The 17,664-nt window shown below is 62.3% G+C and carries 16 protein-coding genes; 5 read left to right on the forward strand and 11 right to left on the reverse strand.

Annotated features, from left to right (window positions below):
* Positions 1-4: 4 nt before the first annotated feature.
* The 3 genes from HCU76_RS14260 to HCU76_RS14270 are packed head-to-tail and all read right to left on the reverse strand — an operon-like array spanning position 5 to position 1,840.
* Positions 5-577: a BREX protein BrxB domain-containing protein gene (locus tag HCU76_RS14260; RefSeq protein ID WP_218509736.1), complete on the reverse strand. Its 573-nt coding sequence runs from the start codon at positions 575-577 to the stop codon at positions 5-7.
* A complete protein-coding gene (locus tag HCU76_RS14265; RefSeq protein WP_218509737.1) occupies positions 558-1,343 on the reverse strand; it encodes a BrxA family protein in 786 nt (261 codons plus the stop codon). The genes HCU76_RS14260 and HCU76_RS14265 overlap by 20 nt, the downstream gene beginning before the upstream one ends.
* The gene (locus tag HCU76_RS14270; RefSeq protein ID WP_218509738.1) at positions 1,343-1,840 is read right to left on the reverse strand and encodes a BrxE family protein; all 498 of its coding nucleotides are present in this window, start codon (positions 1,838-1,840) and stop codon (positions 1,343-1,345) included. Before HCU76_RS14270 ends, HCU76_RS14265 begins: the two co-directional genes overlap by 1 nt.
* A 509-nt stretch (positions 1,841-2,349) precedes the next feature.
* Here HCU76_RS14270 and HCU76_RS14275 point away from each other — a divergent pair.
* The gene (locus HCU76_RS14275; protein ID WP_218509739.1) at positions 2,350-3,567 is read left to right on the forward strand and encodes a Shedu immune nuclease family protein; all 1,218 of its coding nucleotides are present in this window, start codon (positions 2,350-2,352) and stop codon (positions 3,565-3,567) included.
* Between the two features lie 404 nt (positions 3,568-3,971).
* Positions 3,972-4,562 (forward strand): recombinase family protein, encoded by a 591-nt coding sequence (locus HCU76_RS14280; RefSeq protein ID WP_218509740.1) that lies wholly within the window; start codon positions 3,972-3,974, stop codon positions 4,560-4,562.
* Between the two features lie 550 nt (positions 4,563-5,112).
* Here the strand turns inward: HCU76_RS14280 and HCU76_RS14285 are convergent.
* From HCU76_RS14285 to HCU76_RS14300, 4 genes are all read right to left on the reverse strand, one after another.
* On the reverse strand, positions 5,113-6,813 hold the full coding sequence (locus tag HCU76_RS14285) for a toll/interleukin-1 receptor domain-containing protein (RefSeq protein ID WP_218509741.1): 1,701 nt from the start codon (positions 6,811-6,813) through the stop codon (positions 5,113-5,115).
* Between the two features lie 507 nt (positions 6,814-7,320).
* Positions 7,321-10,674 carry a toll/interleukin-1 receptor domain-containing protein gene (locus HCU76_RS14290; RefSeq protein ID WP_218509742.1) on the reverse strand — a complete coding sequence of 1,118 codons (3,354 nt, stop codon included), beginning with the start codon at positions 10,672-10,674 and terminating at the stop codon, positions 7,321-7,323.
* 352 nt (positions 10,675-11,026) lie between these two features.
* On the reverse strand, positions 11,027-11,770 hold the full coding sequence (locus tag HCU76_RS14295) for a hypothetical protein (RefSeq protein ID WP_218509743.1): 744 nt from the start codon (positions 11,768-11,770) through the stop codon (positions 11,027-11,029).
* Between the two features lies 1 nt (position 11,771).
* The gene (locus HCU76_RS14300; protein WP_218509744.1) at positions 11,772-12,182 is read right to left on the reverse strand and encodes a hypothetical protein; all 411 of its coding nucleotides are present in this window, start codon (positions 12,180-12,182) and stop codon (positions 11,772-11,774) included.
* A gap of 176 nt (positions 12,183-12,358) precedes the next feature.
* On the opposite strand from HCU76_RS14300, the gene HCU76_RS14305 reads away from it, so the two are divergent.
* The 3 genes from HCU76_RS14305 to HCU76_RS14315 all read left to right on the forward strand — a co-directional run bounded on the left by HCU76_RS14305 (position 12,359) and on the right by HCU76_RS14315 (position 14,258).
* Positions 12,359-13,282 (forward strand): metallophosphoesterase, encoded by a 924-nt coding sequence (locus HCU76_RS14305; protein ID WP_218509745.1) that lies wholly within the window; start codon positions 12,359-12,361, stop codon positions 13,280-13,282.
* A gap of 343 nt (positions 13,283-13,625) precedes the next feature.
* The gene (locus HCU76_RS14310) at positions 13,626-13,949 is read left to right on the forward strand and encodes a hypothetical protein (protein ID WP_218509746.1); all 324 of its coding nucleotides are present in this window, start codon (positions 13,626-13,628) and stop codon (positions 13,947-13,949) included.
* Between the two features lie 45 nt (positions 13,950-13,994).
* Positions 13,995-14,258 carry a hypothetical protein gene (locus HCU76_RS14315; protein ID WP_218509747.1) on the forward strand — a complete coding sequence of 88 codons (264 nt, stop codon included), beginning with the start codon at positions 13,995-13,997 and terminating at the stop codon, positions 14,256-14,258.
* Positions 14,259-14,517: 259 nt separating this feature from the next.
* On the opposite strand, the gene HCU76_RS14320 is transcribed toward HCU76_RS14315, so the two are convergent.
* From HCU76_RS14320 to HCU76_RS14335, 4 genes are all read right to left on the reverse strand, one after another.
* Complete coding sequence (locus tag HCU76_RS14320) at positions 14,518-14,745, reverse strand: SHOCT domain-containing protein (protein WP_218509748.1); 228 nt, start codon at positions 14,743-14,745, stop codon at positions 14,518-14,520.
* A gap of 212 nt (positions 14,746-14,957) precedes the next feature.
* Positions 14,958-15,656, reverse strand: coding sequence for a hypothetical protein (locus HCU76_RS14325; RefSeq protein WP_218509749.1), 699 nt, complete (start codon positions 15,654-15,656; stop codon positions 14,958-14,960).
* 236 nt (positions 15,657-15,892) lie between these two features.
* Complete coding sequence (locus HCU76_RS14330) at positions 15,893-16,558, reverse strand: hypothetical protein (RefSeq protein WP_218509750.1); 666 nt, start codon at positions 16,556-16,558, stop codon at positions 15,893-15,895.
* A 7-nt stretch (positions 16,559-16,565) separates the two neighbouring features.
* Positions 16,566-17,528, reverse strand: a complete 963-nt coding sequence (locus tag HCU76_RS14335; RefSeq protein ID WP_218509751.1) for a DnaB-like helicase C-terminal domain-containing protein — start codon at positions 17,526-17,528, stop codon at positions 16,566-16,568.
* Positions 17,529-17,664: the final 136 nt, after the last annotated feature.

Raw genomic sequence — 17,664 nt, forward strand, 5'->3', positions numbered from 1 at the left:
GGATTCAGCCGCCCACATGGACCGAACGGTAGTTGCCGTCTTCCGGGTAGAAGCCCAAGAACTTGAGACGTGTCTTGCCGGTGCGCACGCCCGGGTAAAGGAAGACCGTGGGCACATGGAATTTGCCCTGCAACTGGCCTTCGACGACGCCAATGCGCATATAGGGGTGCAGGGCTTCCAGATCGGTGACCAGCAGTATCGAGCGGAGCTTACCTTCCAACTCTGCGAGACGCGCCTCCAGCCGTTGCTGCAACGCACCTTGAGCCACGGCGTTGGCCAGCGACTTGTTTGTCTTCTCCCAGGTCAGGGGCGCCTTCTGGTCGGCCGCCACCCAGATCTTGCGCATTGGGGCATTGGCCAGGATGTCGCCTACCTCATGTGCCACGGAGAATCGGTGAACGGCCCAGCCTTCATTGGCTAGGCGGCTTTCCCAGGCGGCATGGCGCCGCTTCACGTCTAGGATCTGCTCCGGGTGGAAGACGAGGTAGAAGATTGGTTCGAAGCTGGCATGGCCGAACTCGCGGCCATGTTTGATGCGTTCGATCAGCTCATTGAAATCATGGTCGAGCGAGGACATCGATCAGTTCCTCCATGGTTTTGTAGTGCCAACCGATGTGGACCACCTCTCCCGCGGCCTGAAGGATGAGGTAGCCCTGCAGCGACAAGCGTTTCAGGACGTCACGAACGTCGTTGGGCTGCAAACCGAGTAGTTGCCAATCAGAGTGCGCAACGATCTGGTTGTCAGCCAAGCCCTGAAACTTGAGGTCGTGTGCCAGGTAGGCCGCTACGCGGTCCTGCACGCGGAGTGCTTGAATGCGCCGCGGGCCGCGGACGTTGTTGGAGAGCAGTTCGTAGTCGGCGCAGCAACTCAGCAAATAAGTGCCCACCCGGCGAACAGTGCCATCGGCCCAGGGCTTCTGAGTTCGCCCCCCTCGAACTCCTGCGAGAACGAACTCCTTCGCGTCATCCAGCGTCAGGGAGTCACGGCCGGCGGCGTAACGCGGCCAGTACAGCTGCGAAACGAAGTCCGCCAGGATCAGGTTGGCGCGAGCGGTGTGGATCAGTAGAAGCTGCAGAAACTCTGCGCGGCTGAGAAGGTCCGCGAGTCGCTTCAATGCGCGAGCGACACCAACGTCGCGCATATAACGTGGCGCGAAGCATTCGATGACGACGTTTCGCAAGCGCCGGGCGGTCACGCGCGCGAATAGGCCCGAATCCAACGCGCGAGCCAGCAAAGTTTGTGGCTCTATGCCGGTCTCATAGAGGGAGAGCAGCAGCCGGGTCTCCTCGACGAGTCCTAGGCCCGCCTGCAACTGCGTCGTGTAGAACTTCGGACGCGCCATTAGACCCGCCGAACGAAGGGGAAGGTTCGGATTCCCCGTTGGAATGCGTCAATGTACAGGCCTGCAAGGACTTGCATTAGCGGCGTCGGGTCGTCGTCGAAGTGACCAGCGACGACAACTGCGCCTTCAGCTGCCTTGCCGGCGGTCGACAACACTCTTAGCCGCGCGAGCGCGGTGGCCTGCGACTCCGTCTGCCTTTGAAGTTCTGAAGCAAAAGCACTGTCGTTCAGCGCGGTAGCGATGCCCTGCTCAAAGACCTCGGGCAGGCGGAAGAGGTGATGCGTCCGACCTACACCGATGAACTCGTCATGCAGGCGCGCGACGGCGGCCGTGACTCCGTGGCACTGCGCCTGGAAAGTGGTTCGCGCGAATACCGGTACGAGAAATGCGCCAGTCCTCGCACCAAAGAATTGGCTAGTAACCCAGCCTGCATGTTGCTCGGCCATGTAGCCGATGACCACCCGGATCTCTGCTGCGCGCTGAAAAACGTCAGACATGTGGTTTCTATGGAAATGATGAAGCGTCGCGCTCGGCAGTTTCTTTGACCTGACATCGCTGCGCCCCTCTAAATCGCGAGTAAGTGCCGGTCGCAAGGCACCGATCTCTTAGAGAAGGTCAAGCTGCCTAAAAGTGCACCGAATTGTGACACGGGCCGGGCGGACCAAATCCCGCAGCGTAGTTGCACTGTCCAGCGCATTGACCCTTCGAAAGCACTGGCAGGTCCAAGGGCGACACGTCGTGGTCGTCTTCGTAGCCACAGCGCAGGCTGCGCGCGATGCACTTGGGGTCGCGTGGATCACCGAGCACGACCGCAGCCGCACGACCCAGACTCGTGCGTTCATTCACGCGCCAGCAGACGCAGCCCACGGGGATTTCATCGCCCTTGAAGTTGGCCTCGATACGGGGCACCTCGTCGTGCGCGTAAGGGTTCCTCAACGGCCTGCAGAGGCCCCGCCTCCTACCGCGGGCCCTAGACTGCACGACTCCCACGCTCAGGAAAGCACCAATGGCGAAGGCCGCTGTCGAATTCGTTGCCCAAGGCACAAAGCTCCACCTCGTCTACCGACCGGACATCAGGGACCCCGAGCACCTGCGCATAGACCTCGCCAAGGGCAAATTGGTGACCATCAAGGGCACCTACCACCTGACCGAGGCTTACTTATTCAAGGGCCGGGTGAAGCGCGACCCGAACGACTGGGAGGACGACGATTTAGTGATGCGCTTCGTGGTCGCCAAGGCCGAGGGCAAATACTTTGTCTTCGACCCGGCGGTCTTGAACGTCGACGTGCCGGTCATGGTCGCCCGCGACTCCCGGCCGACTTGGAAATGGTTCACCGCCGAGGAGCGAACCTCCGTGATGCGGCGGCTGGCCGAGCTCAGGCCCACCCGCATAGTGATCGGTGGACCCCTCCAGGACGCCATCCCCGTCGCGGAATATGAGAAGCTGATCAACCAGTTTCCCTCGCCACACGAGATGCGGTTGTACGTGCAGTCGCGCCTAGCTGTCGTCTTCCGCGAGCTCACGGACGCAAACGTCGACGCCGGCGAAAAGCTCGGCAAATATGTGGCGAAGCGGGTCAAGGTCAAACCGAAGGACCTGATCCAGCCGTTCCGACAATTGGAAGTCTCGAAATATGAATTCTTGCACTCCAACTTGCTGGCGATGCTCCAGGACGATGCTGGGATGCCGGAGCGGCAGTGGCAAGCCCAGATTCTGGACATCGTCCGGCTGCTCAACCCTAAATACATCGCGGCCTTTGCGTCTGTCACGATCAAGGACAGCCTCACCGGCGGGCACCGCCAGGTCGACATCATGCTGGTCGACGTAAACGGCCACGTCGACGTCATCGAGATCAAAAAACCGTTCGATGCACGCATCGTCACGACGACCACCTACCGAGACAACCACGTTCCGCACCGAGAGCTCGTCGGCACCGTCATGCAAGTGGAGAAGTACCTGTTCCACATGAGCCGGTGGGGGACGGCGGGTGAAGACGCGCTCACGAAGCGCTACAGGGCAGAGTTGCCGCCACAGTTGAAGCTGCGCATCGTCAATCCCTGCGGGCTCATCATCATGGGGCGCGATGACGACCTCACGACCGAGCAGAGAGGAGACTTTGAGATGTATCGACGCCAGCACAAGAACGTCATCGACGTAGTCACGTACGACGACCTGCTGCGCCGGCTTGAACGAGTGTTGCAGCAGCTCAAGGCGGGCCGCTGATCGGACTGGGGCGCCTACGGGCCGACCGTGTCACTTTAGAGTTCCACCAACTGCCAACACAGCCCAGGAACTCCCGGGAATCGGTGGCCGCGAGCCAATCCGTGCGCGTAACTGCAGCGCCATGGTTCTATAGCGCTGCCAGAGCTGCCTCGGACAAATTGAAGTCCTTGAACAGCATTGCTGGCGCGCTCATAGCGCCATCCTGCGCAAAGCAAAGGACTGCGAATAGTCGTGCGGCAGACGCCATCGAACCCCGCTGCGACAGCCTTTTATTGAGCGAGCGTACGAAATCGACCGAATTCGGACAGCGTTGCGAATCACTGTTCAAAACCTAGCTTGACGGACTTGTGGACATGGGCCAAGATATGGACATCCTTTATGGACATATTTGGAGGCCCCCTACGATGTCTCGCGTGTTTGCATACTGCCGCGTCAGCACCGCCAATCAGACCACCGACAACCAAGTCCAGGAGATCGCCGCGGCTGGCTTCAGTGTGACCGCCCAACGAACAGTCACCGAAACTGTCTCCGGGTCCGTAGCAACTTCTGAGCGAGAGGGTTTCGGCAAACTCTTGGACAGGCTAGAAACAGGCGACGTGCTCGTCGTCACGAAGCTGGACCGCCTTGGGCGCAATGCGATGGACGTGAGGGCCACGGTGGAGGCGCTCACGGGACTCGGAGTTCGAGTTCACTGCCTTGCGCTCGGCGGGGTGGATCTGACGAGCCCGGCAGGCAAGATGACGATGGGCGTGATCGCAGCAGTCGCAGAGTTCGAGCGCGATCTCTTGATCGAACGCACCCAGTCAGGATTGGCGCGAGCCAAGGCTGAGGGCAAGACGTTGGGGCGACCGTCAGCGCTGTCGCCAACTCAAATTGCAGAGGTGCGTCGCCGCCTGTCGGCAGGCGAGACCACCGCGGCGATCGCTCGGGCTCTAAAGACCAGTCGTCAAACGATCATGCGGGCTCGTGCACCCGATCAGCAAATTTCCGCGTAACCCTTCGGATCGAATGCTGATGGCGACGGTCTACCGCGCGTTGCCGGGTGTCTCTTGTCTGTTGGCAGGCAGCAGCAGAGAGCTCAACCCGGCCTGTCCTCACTGGCGGCCGGCCAGGTACGCAGCGGGAGCCGCCCTCCGACCTTGAAGCTCGAAGTGGAATGAACGGCCAATTGTGTTGAAAAACTCGGTTTCGGCGTTGCGACGCAGTCGATTTCAACGCACGAGGCGTCGAAGGGGCACCCGACCTACCGCAGAAGGAAATTCGCCTGAGCGGCTCTACGCGGCTCTGATGAGCATCGATACAAGACGCGCGCTCTACGCCTGACATTTGGGCGCCGGCAAGCCTTGTCGGCAACTCGAGTTTTTACCACAATTGGCCATCACCAGCCGTTCAATGTGGATGAAGAAAGCGGCCACTCGACGCCGCTCACGACCCAAACCTGACCCAACTCGTCCCCGACGCTGTTCGGGTCGAGCGACCGGTGTACCTTAGTAGCCGCTGAGTTCGTCGAGAACTTCAGGCTGGGAGCAACCGGTCGTATGCCTTTTACTGCCTCCCATTCCTTTCAGCGCGCACACCTACGCTTTCCAGGTATGCGAGGACTACGGTCAGCATGTCTTGCTGATGCACGACCTTGCGGGAATGCTCTTTTTTTCCGCCTCTCACTATATATGCGCTGTCACCATCGATCACGAGATACGTCGATGCGTGGCGCATCTCAAGCGTCTGCCAACTCCATTCAACTGTTAGGCGCGAAAGGCCATCGCCGCCATCACCCGCGCGCATCGCTATTCCTCGCTGGATTGCCGTTTCTTCATCGAGGCCAGGCGCCGGACGGTAGTGCCGTAACCGTATCGCAAATAGAACGCAAGCCCGCGATGACCTGACCGCCCAAACGAGCTTCTCAATCAGATACTTCTTCTGACCCTCGTCATGGATAGTGCCGAGGTTTAGATACTCCCGATCCAGAAATACACGAAAACCCAACGACCTAAGTTGCTCATCCAGCCAATTAGCTTGCTCAGCAGTTCTGATCCAGCTATAGCTGACGAATACGTCAAACTGGCCCGGTGATGGGGTCACATTCGAGAGGTTTTCTACATCCAATACGACATTGCGCGGAATTGCCGCCAAACCTCGGGGAGGCGAGAACGTGGGTGCGTCATTAGGGACGTTGAAAATAGCTTCGTCATAGTTTGCTACCTTCACGAGTTCACAAAAACGCGCCCAAGCCAATTTCGGATACTTGCCCAGTCTCCCAAAAACCCAATTGTCAAAATGCTTCGGGTAACTTTGCGTCAGGTACTTTCTGAGCACTTCTTCAAATGGGTAATGATAACAATCCGCTTCGGCGTGCCATGTGGGCTGATTAATTTCGTCCCCTACTAGACCCCTTGGCGAAGGCACCGAGACGCGCGCTCGAGCCAAGATCACAAAGTTTGTAGCTGATATTTGGTAAGTTGCTGGAGGCTCTGCATTTGCGAGCCTCGTGTCTGCGATGCATGCAATAAATCGAAGAGCGCTATCGTCGAAGGCCTGAACATCATCAAAGACAATTACGCCACATTTTCTCGTTTCTATGAACCGTGACAAGGTCTCGCCGGGTGGCTTTTCAAAGCCCGAAGGCGACCCTCCCAACGCTGCGGTCGCATCAAAATCGGCGCACTCGAGTAGGCGAGCCGTACAGTCGTATACAAGGTTTCTGTCGCCGAAACATGCTTGCGCCACACGTTCCGCTATCGATGACGACTTTAGCGTTGTCTCAGCGAAATCCAGGCAAGCAGGAAGACAGCCGCCGAGCTTCAAAATGAACGAGAGGACGCCTCGCCATACCTGATCCTCCCAACTTGTGCAGGAACGTTCCCATTGTGCGCGCGCCGATTCGTATGCATCCGGGGCAAGGACCTCATCCGTTCGTCCTACGGCCGGACGGAGCAGCTTCTCGAGGTCGTCGAGGAGTGCGAGCACCGACGTAGACGCTCTCGCGAATTCGGCGCGTAGGGCGATCACGGCCGCGAGTCTGAGGTCGCACTCGTCATCTGGGTTCCAAGCCTGAGGCGGCTGCAACTCGTACTCGGTCCCCATGGATCGTCGCCGTTGCAACTCCCGGCTGCAGGCGGCCCCAAGCCAATCGGCCATGTCCGGGGCCAACTGTGGCCATGTGTTCATGGCGTCGATCAGCGCGATGAGCTCGTCATCCGTGCATGCGGCGAGATCGGCTTTGATCGGATCGAGGTTTGCTCCCATCTTCGCGCTCCCTTGTTTCCAGGCTGCTATCAACCGCCGGTCGGCATCGGGTCGAAAGCAACTGGTCGATTCGTTGCCTCTTGGTGGCCCTGAATTTTGCACGTCTGATTCTGGGAATTTCTCGTTGCACCTACGGAGTCCACCTACGTATCTTGCCCACGGAGACTGGCCATTGCCGACGCGAGAACTTCTGCCGGCGATCTTCCGGAGATAGCCGTTCATTGACTTTGACGAAGGTCAGCTTCTTCTGAAGCTGATGAACCGCACCGGACCCGATCCAGTCTTTGCCACTGCAGCCGCGAGCGGCCGCTGCTCCACGCTCTGCGGCCATTTCACCAGTGAGTCGCCTCCACCTATCCCCGCAGCACCGTTTGCCGATCGTGGCTCGGCGCCGGGTCTTCGCGTCGAAGTTGGTCTGTCGGCCCGACTCATTGGGGGCGCTCGTGCCAGGCGTTTTTTGAGCGAAGCATAGAAAGAATGGGAGCAGCGCGCGTAGCGCAACAGGTCTCACGATGGTGCGGCCCCATCGCCGCTTTCGATCTTGCCCAACCCCAGGACTTGCGCCACTTCTTGCATGAGCGTGATGTTGGGCTCATGTGCTGCCGTTTTGGCGTACTGCAGGTGGTGTCGCGCAAGCGAGGTGGCTAATTGTCTGATGGTCTCGGGAAAGCGTCCGAGCAGTGGCAACAACACCGCGAGCCCTTCCCCGGCGCCCAATGCCGCCTCCGTGTGCTGGCCCATAGCGGCCAGCACCATCGACCTCATGCCAAGACTCCCTGCAAGGTCGGGCACGAAGGCGTCGGGCCGGGCCTGGGCGAGGCCGCGGTAGACCTGCACCGCCTCCTCGATGGCGGCCAGCGCGTCCTCGCGGCGGCCGAGGTCGGACAGCCTGTTGCCCAGATTGTGCAGGCTCGTAGCCAGGTTGGGCAGGAAGGCGTCGGGCAGGGCTTGGGCGAGGCCCCGGCGGATCGTCACGGCCTCCTCGGTGGCGGCCAGCGCGTCCTCGCGGAGGCCGAGGTCGGACAGCCTGTTGCCCAGATTGTTCAGGCTCGTAGCCAGGTTGGGCAGGAAGGCGTCGGGCCGGGCGTGGGCGAGGCCCCGGCGGATCGTCACGGCCTCCTCGGTGGCGGCCAGCGCGTCCTCGCGGCGGCCGAGCTCGGACAGCATGTTGCCCAGATTGCTCAGGCTCGTAGCCAGATCGGCCAGGAAGGCGTCGGGCCGGGCTCGGGCGAGGCCGCGGTGGACCTGCACCGCCTCCTCGGTGGCGGCCAGCGCGTCCTCGCGGCGGCCAAGCTTGGACAGCATGCTGCCCAGATTGTTCAGGCTCGCAGCCAGGTTGGGCAGGAAGGCGTCGGGCCGGGCTTGGGCGAGGCCGCGGTAGACCTGCACCGCCTCCTCGATGGCGGCCAGCGCGTCCTCGCGGCGGCCGAGCTTGGACAGCACGTTGCCCAGATTGTTCCGGCTCATCGCCAGATCGGGCAGGAAGGCGTCGGGCCGGGCCTGGGCGAGGCCGCGGTAGACCTGCACCGCCTCCTCTGTGGCGGCCAGCGCGTCCTCGCGGCGGCCGAGGTCGGACAGCGGTTTGCCCAGATTGCTCAGGCTCAGCGCCAGGTCGGGCAGGAAGGCGTCGGGCCGGGCTTGAGCGAGGCCGCGGCAGATCTTCACGGCCTCCTCGGTGGCGGCCAGCGCGTCCTCGCGGCGGCCGAGGTCGGACAGCATGTTGCCCAGATTGTTTAGGCTCGTAGCCAAGTTGGGCAGGAAGGCGTCGGGCCGGGCTTGGGCGAGGCCGCGGTAGACCTGCACCGCCTCCTCGGTGGCGGCCAGCGCGTCCTCGCGGCGGCCCGCTGCCGACAAGCGCAGCCCCCAAGTCCCCCAACGGGCGGCGAGTCCGGCCCATCCATCGACGCCGACCAGCGTGTCGCTGCGAGGGGCTGCGCGCTCTTGCTCGAGGCGACACCACGCCACGTCCATGGCAACCTGGTCGAGCGCGAGCGTCTGCAGAGGAAGAGCCTCGTCGAGCGCGGCCAGCGCCGGCACATCGAGGCGGGCGATGCCGGCCTGCAGGCGTTGCAGCAAGTGCCCTGGCGTCTCGACGATGGTCGCGACGACAGCGGGCGCCCAGCGCGTGAGATGAGATTGCACCAGCCGATCGAGCAGGGGCGCGACCCGCTTCGAGCCGTGTGGGCCATGCTCGGGCGCCGTCACCCGTTGGAGCACCGTCGTGAGCTGTCCCCGGCGCAGCGAGGTGTCATCGGTTCCCAGTTCGGCTTGTGCATCGACCCAGGTAACGCAGGCTTCGAGCAAGCGCAGGTCGGCTGCGCGCGCCACCAGCCGCTCACCCAACAGGTCAGGCTCGAGGGGACGCAGGCCACCGGCGCCGTCGCCATAGAGCCGGCCGAGGCGCCTCAGCACCGAAGCCATGTCCGCCGGTGCCTCGCGAGAACCCTGGTAGTACGAATCAAGCGCCATCAGCGCCTCCGCTGCCGCCGCGTCGGCTGCGCCCTGAACCAGTGTGAGCTGCGCGAGGCCACGCTCGAGCTCGGTGAGCGCCGCCTCGTCGAGCATGCCGCACACCCGAGCCCAATGGCGCCGCTCGAGGCCGAGCACCTGGTCGAGCAGTTCGGCAACACCCGCGGTTTCATACGCGGGCGCACTGCAGGCCAGCCACACCAAGGCCTCCATCTGGATCGAAAGCGGTCGGCTCCGCTTCTCGCCGCCTTCGATGCGCCGACGCAGGGCGGCCGGCGGATCGGCCGCCGGGCCCGCCAGACCCTGCATGGTGAGCACCCGCCGATAGGTGGCGCAACTCGTCTCGAACAGTGCGCGCCGCTGCGCGGGTGATCCGAAGACCGCCAGTTCCAGCACCGCGGGCCGACCGGGCTGCGCGCGCAACAGCATACGTAGGCTTGCCTGCTCGTCGGCCAGACGCGACCACCACTCCCCGGCGCTGCGTGCCAGCAGCACCAGACGCACGGGCCGCCGCGCCAGCTCTGGGCTTACTTCGATCCATTGCGCCAATTCGAGCAGTTCGTCCTGCCGTCCCTCGGCGTAGTCCAGCACCAGCAGCAGCCCCGGCTCGTCGCCAAGCTCAACGAGCTGGCGCAGCGCCTGGCGCCGCTGGCTCCGATGGGCGTCGTCGGCGTTGGCCGGGGCGTGCTCCACGAAGCCGGCCATCCAGCCATGCTCGCGCCGCAATTGAGCCGCCACTTCGATCAGCAACCGCGTCTTGCCGATCCCGCCCGGGCCGTGAAGCAGGCGTCCGGCGGCCCGGCGCGAGCGGTTCAGGGCCCAGTCGATCAGCGCGGCGCGTTGCCCCGTGGCGTCGAGGTAGTCCACCTGTTCGTATCGCGCTTGCAGCAGTTGGCTCGGCGAGATGTCGAGCACGTCGGCGGGCAGCGCTTCCTGTTTGGCATCGATCAGCCTGTGACCATGCTGGCGGAAGTAGAGCTCGTGCAGCGGGACGACGGTGGCGACCGGGTGGCCAGTCATCACGCCGGCGACTGCGCGCAGGATTCGCTCTGTCGCGCACAAGTCTTCGACGTGATGGATGTTGAACGGCTCAGGGATCTGTGCGAAGGGCGTGGTGGCCGGGCGCACGTTGACGAGCTTGCGAGCTGCATGCGCCACCATGGCTTCGGCGTAGACGTACTCCGACACCTGCGCGCCGGCAGTCCAGAGCACGACGACCACGCGCGCCGCGTCGAGCGCGGCGCGGATCTGCGTGGCGTATGGCCCGCGTGCCTCGAGCGCATGGTCCCACCAAACCGAGCTGGGGCCGTACTGCGCCTCGATCGCCGCGGCGAGTTCGCGCGTCAGTTCGCGGTGCTTCGACGAGTAGCTGATGAAGATTTCTTGGGCCAAGACCGTATCGCAGATGCTGTACGCGTCCCATCTTCCGCGCGCTATGCGCAGTTGGCAATCCACACAAGTGGGCACCGAACACGCCCATGTGAAACACGTGCTGGGGCGTCAAGCCCGTCGGCGACGCGGAGACCCCCGGTGGGGTCGCGATGGTCCATGAGAGTTGGGGCTCCGGTGTGGATCCGCCACTCCGAAACAGCGAGGGCCAAGGCCACCCGGCGCAGGACTGCTGCTGCTGTCTGCGCAGCGAGTGACCCGCGTCAAGCACACTTCCGACGGGTGACCCGGGATCCTCAATGCCCGCTTATGGCGGCAGTAGGCGGTGCACTCGCCAATGCCCTCGATTGTCGATCTACGTGGCGTCGCGAAATCGAAACGGCAGACCGAGCCCTTGTGCAACCGTGTTGGCCTCGTCGATTCCGCTATAAAGCTGTGCCCCGAAGTAGGAGCTTCCCGGCTGATCGCCATCAACGATCTCGACGTCAAGTTGATGGCGCAGGTCCGCGTCGAGGTCCTCGAAAAACCGCGTCGCCACACCTTGCCCACCCCAGCAGCGTGGGAAATGTTCGACATCACTCCAGTCAATCGAATCGGCCAGGCAGTCTTCTACGATGCCGCGCAAGCGTGGCAATGCGGCCTCACCCTCGTGGAGGATGTACGCCGCCCAACCGTTCTCCTCATCTTCAAGCGCCTCCTCGAGCGCCTGCATGCGCTTGCGATCGCGGAGCTTGAGGGTGTCCCAGTTGTCTGCAAGTTCCTGCCGAAGATCGTCGAGTTCCGAATTCGCATGGAATTGAAAAATGAACTTCAGGGGATAGCGGTCCTCCACTTCGCTGATCAGCTGCTCGAGCGTCGTCAGGTCGTTGCTCTGAATTGAAAAGACGTCGGCGTAGATCGATGGCTCCTTGGCCGAACCCGCCGCGATCGTGCCGCTGTCGTCGATCACGTCAAAAAACCACGGGTCCTCAACGAGGCGCCTCCACTCTTGGTCGACCAGCGCGTTCGAGACTTTCGCACCGGGCGAGGACATGACCAGGGACGCGCCCACGGCGAAGAGGTTTGCAAGCATCTGCCGACGGTTCAGAAAGATTGACATGTCAATTCCTTTCAGCGGAAGTTGCGATGGATCGACGGGCAAACAAGTCAGCGCACGCGCTCGCCGCCACGAGGTCCTCAGCTGGCTGCGTGCTATCAGCCTTTTCCTCACCGCCCGATTGCTCTCGCGAACACTCGCGCTCTGACGCGCCGGGTTGCTGACGAATGGGGAGGAGCCATGCATCAGGATGCTCGACCGAATTGCGCAGGGGAAATTCGGTGTGGACGCTGCCGTCGAACTCGAGAAATGTCCATGGTGCCGATGTCACCGGCGTGATCAGCCAGGTAGGGCCGACGTCAGCGCGTGAAATGACCGGACCTCGAACTTGGACGAGTCGACCAAGGTTTGCTTCACAGCCTTCAAAATCCCGCACGACGAAGGCCAAGTCGCCCTCTTTGCACTGCAACTGCATGATGAACTCCGCGCCTCCTGGCGATGGTGGCATCGCCAAGTGCGCAAGGAGGCTGACAGCGCAGGCGACGCTTTAGCAGCATTTTTTTAAGTCGCCCTGCAAGTGGTCATAAATCAGCGACTGCGAGTACTCTACTGCTCGCCTTCGCGGACCTCAAGGGGGTAAGGTGGTGATCAATGGGCTACGACTTCATCGGGGACATCCATGGCCAAGCCGGCAAGCTCGAGGCGCTCCTGCGCGAGCTGGGCTACGTCGAGAAGGCCAGCGGCTGGGCCCCTCCGTACCGACGCAAGGCCGCCTTCCTCGGCGACTTGATCGACCGTGGCCCTGAGCAGGTCAAGGTGGTCAAGATCGTCCGCGCGATGGTCGACAACGGACACGCGCTCTCGGTATTGGGCAACCACGAATTCAACGCGATCGGGTTCGTGACGCCGCGCCTTGATGACCCGACCGGCTTCTTGCGTCGGCATAGCCCCAAGAACATTGCGCAGCATGCCGAGTTTCTGCGCCAGGTCGGATGTGGCTCTGCCCTCCAACTCGAGTTGGTCGAATGGTTCAAGACCTTGCCACCGGTGCTCGACCTGGGCGGAGCCCGCGTGGTGCATGCCTGGTGGCACCAGCCGTATGTGGACCTGATCACGAAGCAGCTGCGGCCCGGAAAGGCAATGGACGAGGACTTCCTGCATGCCGCCTATGCCAGGGGATCGCCCGAGTACCTAGCGATGGCGGGCCTGACCAAGGGGCTGGAGATCCGCCTGCCGGCCGGCCACTCGTTCATGGACCACGGCGGCATCGAAAGGCATGACGTACGGGCGAAATGGTGGAAGGAAGGCGCGCGCAGTTTTCGCGACGTCGCCATCGTTGGCGCGCACCAGGACGATCGCATGCCGGAGTGCGACCTTCCGCCCGACTACCCGGGTGGCCCGGTCGCGGGCGCGCCGGTGTTCATCGGCCACTACTGGATGGAGGGCACGCCTCACCTGCAATCGCCGAAGGTAGCGTGCCTGGACTGGTCGGCTGCAAAAGCGGGGCCGCTCGTGGCGTACCGCTGGGACGGCGAGCAGGAGCTGGACGGCGAACGCTTCGTCGCAGCATGGTGAAGATGTATCCGACGCAAGAGAGGAGAAGTGGGCTGGGATGGGACGATCGACGATGACGTGCGATGCATCGTGCCGAGCGCCACCAAGGCGAAGGCAAGTCGTACGGCCAAGGCTGCTCGGTAGATCGATTGGGTCCAGGAAGCTCTAGATGGGCTCAGGAGCCCGTTTCGCCGAGCCTGCTACCAGAGTGGTGGGCCCACATCGGCGCGTTCTGCTGGCCGTTGACGAGCGCGACGATCAACGCCTCGGGATTGCCACAGCCATGCACTTGGTACGCGCCGGAGGTTGACAACGCCGAGACGAATCCCGTGGCGCGCGATTCTGCAGGCCGCCAAAACACTGGATGTGCATCCAGTACCATCCGGCGATGCGGGTGCGAATCGAGATGCGGGGAAAGGACGGGGTGTGGCTTGCGAAATTCCGCAAGCAGGTGGAGATCCGCGGCGAACTGGTGTGCGGCCTGCGCGAGATGGGCGGGCGGCCGGTGGCGTTCGTGCACCTGTCGCCGCTCGAGTTACTGCCCAACCAAGCGGCCTACGCGACGCCGGTGCTCTTCGAGCCGAAGCTGTGCGCCGCCGCGGGCGAGGAGTTCAGCCTGCAGGGTTGGGAGCAGACCGAGGAGCGCGCCTGGTGCGCGCAGGAGTGGGACTGCTGGCTGCTGCGGTAGAGACTTCCGCGAGCGCACGGGCTGGTGTCCTTTACGCCCAACATCTTGAGGACGCTCACCACCCGTCGCGGGACATCGCGCTACCGTTCGGCGACGACCAAGCCGCATAACATGCCGACCCCCAGCAATCCAGCCATCCGGCCGCTGCCCGTCGAGCAAAAGGAATTCTGTCGGCCTGGCGAGCCAGACTTGCAGCCGCTGATCAAGTCGCTACGCCAAGTGCCGGCCGACCCGATGACGCGCATGGCCTTGGCGCTCGATCAGGGCGGCGCGCTGTGGTCGCCTCGCTGCGTGAAGAAATCCGACTGAGAGCCGGCTCGGCGTCGCTTAACGGACGCCCGGCCAGCACGTTGTCCCGCCCACAGCACCGTAGCGCGCGCAGCGGCCGGGCGGCAGGCAGGCAGGCAGGCAGGAACGCGGGCACGCGAACAGCGCGTGACTCCCGCCTGCAAATCGGATTCGACGCAGCCGGAAGGTCACGAGTACGCGCCCTTGCCCTCTTCTGCTGCTCATGTTCGTGTGCTGCCGCTACTGCAACGTCCGACGAGGCTTTAGTCAGTCGGCGCTCCTACTGCGCGAGTACCTTACTCTTCCTCACGTCAAACTCCGCTTGGGTAATGATTCCCGAATCCAGAAGTTCTTTCAGCTGTTTCAGCTGGGTATAGACGTCGCCATGGGCCTTTGGACTGGCACTGGAATTGATGGAGTCGTTTTGGGGGCAAGCTTTGGCGCACGAACGCAGCGCGTATACGCAAAGATTGTTGCGGGCAATCGGGGTCATCGACGGGCCGCTCATGCATGCCTCGTGGTCCGCTTGGCAGGTAGATGTGCACGCAGCATCCTTCCCTGTGAGGTTTACCTCGGCGGCGCTTTGGCAACCTACTAGAACAAAGGCAGTTGCTGCCGCGAGGGAAATACTGAGGGTACGTCGAGTGCTAAACGGGAAAATTCTCATGGAGGTCTCTGGCGTGAATAACGTGAGCAGGAAACAGTAAATGTAATCATTTGTTATATAACGTTCAGCCAGCGATCGTGCTCCGGGGCCGGACTCGCCCGATGACTCTGGTTGATGTCGACGTGCGGCGAGATGATCTCCAGCTCGTTGCGCCCGTTTTTGAAGATCGACTGATCCCGCGCCACCGTTCCGGTAAGCACAAGCGCCTGGGCGTTCTGGCGGTAGCGATTGAGCAACGGGAAGGTCTGCGCGATGCCGCGATCCAAGGTCCAACTCAAGCCGTCCGCGTTGTTCTTATAGCAGCCGCGATAGACCGTGAGCATGGGTGGCATCGCGCGCAGTTGTGCAAGCTCCTCGGGCGTCATCATGTGCACGTGCTCTGCACGCTTGATGGCCTGGACCAACTGCGACGCAAGAACATCGCGATAGCCGGCAATGTTGTCGCAGCACTCCCATTGCTCGCCCAGCACGGCCAGCCACTCGGGCGCTCTCATGTGCTTGCGCAGGCCAAGGACAGCCTCCATGCGCGAGTAGCTATCGGCGAACTGAAGGCGCCTTTGCGCGTCGGCGCGGCTGGTCACGACGGCCCCACAATGGAGTTCTTGGCCTCGGCCAGCGCAGTATTCAGCGGGCCCAAGAACATGGCCGCCGAAGCGCACCGGCCCCTTGGCGGCGGCGGCGCGCCTGATGGCGTCTTGGGCTTCGAGCGCCGCCTCGATGGCGTCGCGCTCAACTTTAGTGCGATTGGGCAATTCAGTTCCCTGGTGGTGATTCGTTGCGGTAGTAGTGCGCCGGCATCGCGCCACCGCGCACCGGTCCGGCCGCGCCACGCATAGTGCGGAGGCGCGCCGCAGGGGCGGACGCGTGATCCGTTGCATTTGCGGCAAGTCCGTCGATGCTCTCGACCTGCTGCCGTTGCTGACGCATCAAGGCTGCGAGCTCGCGAAGCAAAGAGCGCATCGTTACCTGCGGCTTGTTGACGAGCCCGTTAGCTGACGACATCGCCTTGCCCTCTAGCGTTCGCGGGCCGGTCGACCGAGTCCACGGCGACCAAGTCCGAATTGCCTTTGCCTGCGCGGCGCGCCGCTCCGGTGTCCATCTGTTCGACAACGTTATTTCCTTCTTCATGTGTGATTAGTTCGACCCCGCCGACTTTCTTTTTTTTCTTTCGCGCGCGCTGCGATGCGAGGTCGGTCGGAAACGCCGAACTCATGTTGTTGACCTGCTGCGCACCATGCGCGATGTTCGCCTGATGGGCGAATACAGGGCCAGGGTTTTGAATTACCGCGATCGACTCAAACGTGGCCCGGCACTGGCTCTGAGCCTTCAGGGCCAGCCGCAAAAGGCGTTCTGCATCCGGCAGGTTCCCATCGAACTTCTTGCAAGCCCTCCTTGCAAGGTCACTGAAGACAGCATTCAACGCGACGGCCTGTGACGCCAGCATCGCCTCGGCGGGGCCGGCATCGCGGGCGTTAACACTGTCGACCAGTTCCTGCATGGCCTCGACGCCAGCAACAAGGTTGTCCGCCGCATCTTCGCTCGAGTACTCGAACGTCGTCATCACATTCTCAAGTCCGCCACGAACGAGCTGCCGCGCAAAGTCAACTTTGTTCTCGGCGTCGGTGCGATAGACAGGCAAGTCAATATATTTCATAAGTTAATTAATCTTCTGGATGGACGTACAACTTGAGAGCTTCATCCCCGGCTTCGGCGACGTATTGCATAGAAACCTTGTCGAACCAAAGCCCGATCTTTCCTTCCCATTCGCCGTGGCGCTGCTTGTCGCAGATCAGCAAGGCATCGGGGTCTCGATCGCTGACAGCTTTTTTGTCTTCACGCATTTTTTCTTTGGCCTTGTTGCGCCAGACGCTGATCACGTTGTCGACCTGGTCGGTGATGGCACCGGACCCCTTGTAGTCGTACTTCGTGGGCTTGTGATCTTCGCTGGGCGGCTTCTTGATGTGGTGCACGAGGTGGATGTGGATGCCGTAGTCGCGCGCGATTGCGGTCAACTCGTCGACCATCCGTTTCTGACCGTTGTAGTCGTCCTCGTCAGCGACGCACTTCATGAGGCTGTCCACGAAGAAGTGGGTGATCCCGCGCTCCTTGGCGCAGAAGCGGACGACCGCCGCGACCTGCGAGGGCGCCACGGTGCCCTGCTGGTCGTAGAGCCAAAGCCGCCCGGTGGTCCAGTCACGGAATTCTGTGTAGACCTCGATCAGAAGGTCGGCCGCCTTTTCGCTGCCGCGCATGGACGGGTGGTCGGGGTTTTGCCCGGAAAACTGCCGCCCCATTCGCTCCAGCGTTTTCAGCGGCTTCATTTCGAAGCTGGCAATGCAAACCTTCTCGCCCTGCGAGCACAGCGACAGCGCGACCTGGCCGGTGACAAGGCTCTTGCCTTGGCCGTTGGCGCCACCCCAGATGGTTACCTCACCCGGGCGAAACTGAACAAGGTTGTGCGTCTTGCGCCATGGCATAACCGCGCGCGGCTGAGTAATTGGTGAGCGGATGCGGTCGATCAGTTCCTGCACCCAAAGGTGTGCCGACTTGATCTTTTGCTGCAAATCGGTCTCGCGTTCGTACTTCGCGAAGTCGACCTCGTCGGGGATGATGATGTGTGCCATTTTCTTTCTTGTAGTGAATGATTTCTAAGTCCTGCTCGATCGTCGTGGTCACCGAATCGGCGCCGGCGTCGATCAGTGCGCGATGCAGCCTCAGCCCGCGCTCTTTGCCGCGCGCGGCCCAAAGATGAACCTGTAG

This window comes from Variovorax sp. dw_308, from assembly GCF_019207085.1.
Classification (GTDB): domain Bacteria; phylum Pseudomonadota; class Gammaproteobacteria; order Burkholderiales; family Burkholderiaceae_C; genus Variovorax.